The organism is Mesorhizobium sp. M0676 (genome assembly GCF_040320535.1).
Classification (GTDB): Bacteria; Pseudomonadota; Alphaproteobacteria; order Rhizobiales; family Rhizobiaceae; genus Mesorhizobium.
Window position 1 is genome coordinate 1 of sequence record NZ_JAMYPU010000069.1, and the last position, 4,430, is coordinate 4,430.

Consider the following 4,430-nt stretch of genomic DNA (forward strand, 5'->3'; position numbering starts at 1 on the left):
GTATCATGCTCACGGTTGATGAGGACCTCCTCGCTTGGTAGCTGGTTGCTCCTGTCCTGTGCAGCGATCCGCTCGTCCGGCGCGCGCTGGTCGCCGTCGCTCCAGCTCAGGGGACGAAAGGACCCTGCGGGATCCGAGGCTTGGTGATGGGGCCCAGTAGGCACGAAAAACGATGCCAGAACAGCGTCGTCTTCATGAGCTTTCCCAGGGAGCTCGCGCCCGAGTTCGGACTTCCGGAGATGAGCTAGTGCACTGATCCCACCGGAGTTGTTATAGCGCTTGGCATCTTCATCCAGCGACCCCTCGTGAAGCCGAGCCGCAATCCCCGGCTTGTGGTTTTCAACCAGGTATTCACTGAAACCTCTAGGAGCAGATCCATAGGTCTGAATGGTACCGGGATTCGGCCCGGTCGGCGCTGCCTTGTACTCTTTGATGGGAGCCGCTGTATAATCTCTGATGAGCGCGGCGTCGGCAGGGTCGGGATTATTCAGGACAGCGGCGCGGTCCAGCACTGGCGCTCCGCCCGCCCACGTCTTGAGATGACCCACTGCTCTAGCCACGTCCGAGGAGCCACTCTTGCTCTCGTACTCCTTGAGATCCGGATCCAGCGACCCCTCGTGAAGCCGAGCAGCAAATCCCGGCCTGTTATTATCAAAGAGCCAACGACCAAAGCCGAGAAGAGAATTTACATGGCGCTTGACCGTGCTCTCCAATGCTGACCTCAGCCCTTCGACAACGGTCGCATCGTTGGAATAAAGAGGACGCTTGTCGGCACCGGAGACCCCTATTGGAGGATCTGGCTGCAGCGCCGCCGGCACAGAACGAGCATGGTCACGCAACTCGGACGGTGCGGGGGGATTCAGATCAACCACTGACGAATCCGGCGCATGATGATGGCGCGCCGTTGAGTGACCCGGCTGCAGCACCGAGGCACCCAGCATCGACCCACTGCCTCCGGCGTACGGCGCCGCGGCGTGTTCTTGTCCGCTGCCATGCATCATGAGTTGCGCCTCCCATGACGATCGTAGAAGGTCCGCGTGCGGAATCGAGTCGAAATATCCCGACAAGTCAGCATCGACCATCTGCTTTTGCAACCGAGCCAGCGTTTCGGCCACCGCGGCCTCGCCAACCGCGGAGGGCGTCTCCTCTGCCCTGGCGAACGCTGGCCCGGCAGGCGCCGCCGGCACATAACGAGCATGGTCACGCAACTCGAACGGTGCGGTGGGATTCAGATCAACCACTGACGAATCCGGCGCATCATGATGGCGCGCCGTTGAGTGACCCGGCTGCAGCACCGAGGCACCCAGCATCGACCCACTGCCTCCGACGTAGGGCGCCGCGGCGTGTTCTTGTCCGCTCCCTTGCGTCATGAGTTGCGCCTCCCATGGCAGTGCACCCACTTGATGGGTGGGGGCCTGCATCAGCACGCGAGCGCCTGAATTGCCGATCTCGCTCAGCTGCGGCTCAGTGGCAACGTCCTGCAGACGACTGTTCAGGGTCCTTTGCCTCTTCGCTGGTCTCAACTCCGCTGTATCATGCTCACGGTTGATGAGGACCTCCTCGCTTGGTAGCTGGTTGCTCCTGTCCTGTGCAGCGATCCGCTCGTCCGGCGCGCCCTGGTCGCCGTCGCTCCAGATCAGGGGACGAAAGGACCCTGCGGGATCCGAGGCTTGGTGATGGGGCCCAGTAGGCACGAAAGACGATGCCAGAACAGCGTCGTCTTCATTAGCTTTCCCAGGGGGGAGATACTCTGGCCAACTGTATTCCTCCTGCGGCCCGCTGTGCTGCGCAGCGGCGTCCCCAATGGCACGAGCCTCCATGTCGACTGCGTCTTCCGGACGAGCAGCAAGGGCAATTTCGCGCCCGAGTGCGGCGTACGGCGGGAACTTCCGGAGATGAGCTAGTGCACTGATCCACCGGTTACCACTGGAATCCAAATAGCGCCTGGCATCTTCATCCAGCGACCCCTCGTAAAGCCGAGCCGCAATCCCCGGCCTGTTGTTTTCATGCAGGTATTGACTGAAACGTCTAAGAGTAGCCGCATAGTCCTGAATGGTTTTGGGATTCGGCCCGGTCGCAGGCGCTGCCTCGTACTTTTTGACCAGAGCCGCTTTGTAATCTCTGATGAGCTCGGCGTCGACAGGGTCGGGATTCAGGGCAGCGCGGCCCACCATTGGCGCTCCGCGCGCCGACTCTTTGAGACGACCCAGTGCTCTAGCCACGTTCGAGGAGCCACTCTCGCGCTGGTACTCCTTGAGATCCTGATCCAGCAACGGATCGTCAAGCCGAGCAGCAAATCCCGGCTTGTTATTATCAAAGAGCCAACGACCAAAGCCGAGAAGAGAATTTACATGGTCCGTGACCGTGCGCTCCCCGACCTTACCGGCATAGAGTGCTGACCTCAGCCCTTCGACAACGGTCGCATCGTTGGAATAAAGAGGACGCTTGTCGCGACCGGAGACCACTACTGGAGGATCTGGCTGCACCGCCGCCGGCAGAGAACGAGCATGGTCACGCAACTCGACCCGTGCGGGGGGATTCAGATCAACCACTGACGAATCCGGCGCATGATGATGGCGCGCCGTTGAGTGACCCGGCTGCAGCACCGAGGCACCCAGCATCGACCCACTGCCTCCTGCGTACGGCGCCGCGGCGTGTTCTTGTCCGCTCCCTTGCATCATGGGCTGCGCTTCCCATGGGGCCGCGCCTTCGATGGGGTTCAGGTCTCCCTGAGACGGATGAGGATGGAACGGGTCTGGCAGAGCCGGAACGCCGGGGGCGGGAATTTGGGCAGCGGCTTGGCGCGCCTCGCCCGAGCGCTGCTCAAAGCCCTCTTGCCCGGCCTGTGCCGCTTGCTCTTGAGATGCCGGGGGCTGCACCTGCCGCCAACCTGTTACATTGGATAGGTCAAATTTGTGCCGGTTCACGCTAGCCTCACGTCCACAGATCAGCTGAGCAACCTACTCGGGCATACTTACGAGAAGCTGACGAGGTCCGCGGTCCCGGAGCGGGTAGGCCTAATTTTCTGCGCGCCGATTGCGCTGGCGCGACGTAGCCCGGCCTTTTGCCAGCTCGGCAGCTACGGCTCGCAAAGAGCGTCGTAAGGCTTGCGGAGCCGCCCCTCAGCTCCCGTCGAGGAGCAATCCTCAATTCACATATTTGGAGATGGCTCGCTGGTTTACCGGTCTGCGAGCCCTGCAAGCCCATGCTTCAGATGCCGCCCTGCAGAGGTATTTCATTTCGAGGTAGTCCTCGAGGCAATGGCGGGAACCCTCCCGCCCGATGCCGGACTGCTTCACTCGGCCGAAAGGCGCGGCTTCCGACGACATGCGTCCCGTGTTCATACCACCATGCCATATTCCAAGGCCTCGGCCACACGCCAAACACGCTTCCGTTTGAGGCACAAATGTGGGCGGCAAGGCCGTAGATCGTGTCCTTGGCCTCATGCACGACCTATCCGCATCGTCGAAGCAATCACAGGCGCCAACCGCCCGAATGTCTCTTTCTTGCGCGATGGTCATCTCGCTGGAGACAGGACCGATAGTTCGACGTGCCATTCGCGCGATGCGTTTGCCCCCGCATCGAATTCTGCGGCCTTTCGCGACGGCATCTGCGATATGGGATTCGATTTTGGCCAGAGCCTGCCTGTCGATCAGCACCGATCGCCACTCCGGAGCAAAGCCCTCGCCAACGATAAGTGGCGGACTTTCTCCACGAATTCTCGACAAACACCTTCGTGAACGCCTGACTGGACGGGGGTAGGCGTGCAGAACAGGTCGCATAACCACGCCATCGTTCGGCGACTGCAGCCGCGAAGCGTCTCGAACACACATCGGCTCGATGCGGTTGCGTCCAGAATGCATCGGCGAGCGGCGGGAGTCTTCGCTATATTCGCCCCCGACATCCCGAAGTCCTCCAGCTTGCCTGCCAAAAAGGGGTGTTGCATGAATAAACCCGCTTTCGTCGCCGTCAGCCGCGTGCCCAGGAAGGACGACAGCCTCCATAGCAAGAATGCGAGATGATCATCGTATTCAGCGGCAGCGTGCCGGCGAAATTGGGTTTTCGGCAGGCCAAATAGCGCGATGCAGAAGGATGGTGAGGATTTCGCGTCCGCTGACGCGTAGGTTCGTCGACGCTTATCCAGTATCGAGATAACAACGCCGCTGCGCAGGAACGAATTCTGAGAGCGCACCCTGCGAGAGGTTGCGCTTGCTGACGCGGCTGTGGAAGAAGCAGGGGCTCGCGCCGAAGCGCATGATCACCGACTAGCTTCGCTCGTATGGAGCGGCAAAGCGACAGATGATGCCGGACGTCGAGCACCGGTCGCACAAGGGGTTGAACAACAGAGCGGAGAATTCCCATGTGCCGCCGCGAAAACGGGAGCGGATGATGCAGGGGTCCGATCGCCGGGAGGCCTGCAACGCTTCGTC

At 61.1% G+C, this 4,430-nt stretch carries 1 protein-coding gene and 2 pseudogenes; 1 reads left to right on the forward strand and 2 read right to left on the reverse strand.

Annotated elements, in window-relative coordinates; all coding sequences use genetic code 11:
* A pseudogene (locus tag NKI35_RS31160) lies at positions 1-2,621 on the reverse strand (hypothetical protein); the annotation flags it as partial.
* A gap of 525 nt (positions 2,622-3,146) precedes the next feature.
* Positions 3,147-4,004 (reverse strand): aldehyde dehydrogenase family protein, encoded by an 858-nt coding sequence (locus NKI35_RS31165; protein ID WP_352742637.1) that lies wholly within the window; start codon positions 4,002-4,004, stop codon positions 3,147-3,149.
* A gap of 202 nt (positions 4,005-4,206) precedes the next feature.
* Here NKI35_RS31165 and NKI35_RS31170 point away from each other — a divergent pair.
* Positions 4,207-4,430: pseudogene (locus tag NKI35_RS31170) on the forward strand (DDE-type integrase/transposase/recombinase); the annotation flags it as partial.

Excerpts from the sequence above, each read along its gene's own strand:
- NKI35_RS31165 (WP_352742637.1), bottom strand. The coding sequence starts at position 4,004 with ATGGAGGCTGTCGTCCTTCCTGGGCACGCGGCTGACGGCGACGAAAGC.